Annotated in this window: 1 protein-coding gene; it reads left to right on the top strand. The window is 69.7% G+C overall.

Features of this window, described 5'->3' with window-relative positions; translation table 11 throughout:
* Positions 1 to 120: 120 nt before the first annotated feature.
* Positions 121 to 1,043: tRNA (adenosine(37)-N6)-threonylcarbamoyltransferase complex ATPase subunit type 1 TsaE (gene tsaE, locus DYI24_RS27055; protein ID WP_164574510.1), on the top strand; the 923-nt coding region annotated here is incomplete at its 3' end.

Below are 1,043 nucleotides of genomic sequence, written 5' to 3'. Positions count from 1 at the left end.
GGTGCGCTCGTTCGTGGAGCTGCACGGCGGCAAGGTCCAGGTCGAGTCGGCGATCGGCCGCGGCACGTCGGTGACTTGCGAATTTCCGATCGAGCCGGCCGCTCGACGCCACGCGGCCGAATGAGTGCGGTGGCGACATTCTCGGTCGCGCTCGCCAACGAGACGGCGACCGCGCGGTTGATGGCCGAGGTAGCGCTGCTGATCGGCCCCGGCGATGTCGTGACTTTGTCGGGCGATCTCGGCGCCGGCAAGACAGCCGCGGCGCGGGCGATGATCCGTTATCTGGCGGACGACGACGCGCTCGAAGTGCCGAGCCCGACCTTCACGCTGGTGCAGACCTACGATCTGCCGCCTTATCCGCTGCTGCATGCCGATCTGTATCGGGTCGAGGATCCATCCGAGCTGGAAGAAATCGGGCTGTCGCCGCTGCCGGACGGCACCGTGGCGCTGATCGAATGGCCCGAGCGCGCCGGCGCCGCGTTGCCGGAAGACCGCATCGACATCGCGCTCAGCCATCGTCCTGCGCTGGGCCCGTCGGCGCGTGCGGCGGAAATCACCGGCCACGGCAAAGCCGTGAAGCAGGTCGAACGGCTCGCCGCGCTGCGCAGCTTCATCGAGACGGCCGGCTACGCCGATGCCGAGCGCCGGCACATGCCGGGCGACGCCTCGACGCGCTCCTATGCGCGGCTGCAGCGCGGCGCCGAAAGCGTGATCCTGATGAACGCGCCGCGCCGCCCGGACGGTCCGGCGCTCTATGCCGGCAAGAGTTACAGCGCTGCGGTGCATCTGGCCGAAGACGTCCGGCCGTTCGTTGCGATCGGGCAGGGCCTGCGCGAGCGTGGCTTCTCGGCGCCTGCGATCCATCACGCCGATCTCGATGCCGGCTTCCTTATCACCGAAGATCTCGGCCGCGTCGGTTTCGTCGAGGGCGATCCGCCGGCGCCGGTGGTGGCGCGCTATCAGGCCGCCACCGACATGCTGGCGGCGCTGCACGCCAAGCCGCTGCCCGATCACCTGCCGTTGTCGACGCGCGAGAGCTACGC

Source organism: Rhodopseudomonas sp. BR0C11 (assembly GCF_010820945.1).
Taxonomy (GTDB): Bacteria; Pseudomonadota; Alphaproteobacteria; order Rhizobiales; family Xanthobacteraceae; genus Rhodopseudomonas; species Rhodopseudomonas palustris_H.
The sequence above is the reverse complement of the archived record's forward strand: the minus strand, read 5'-3'. Positions and strand labels throughout refer to the sequence as shown.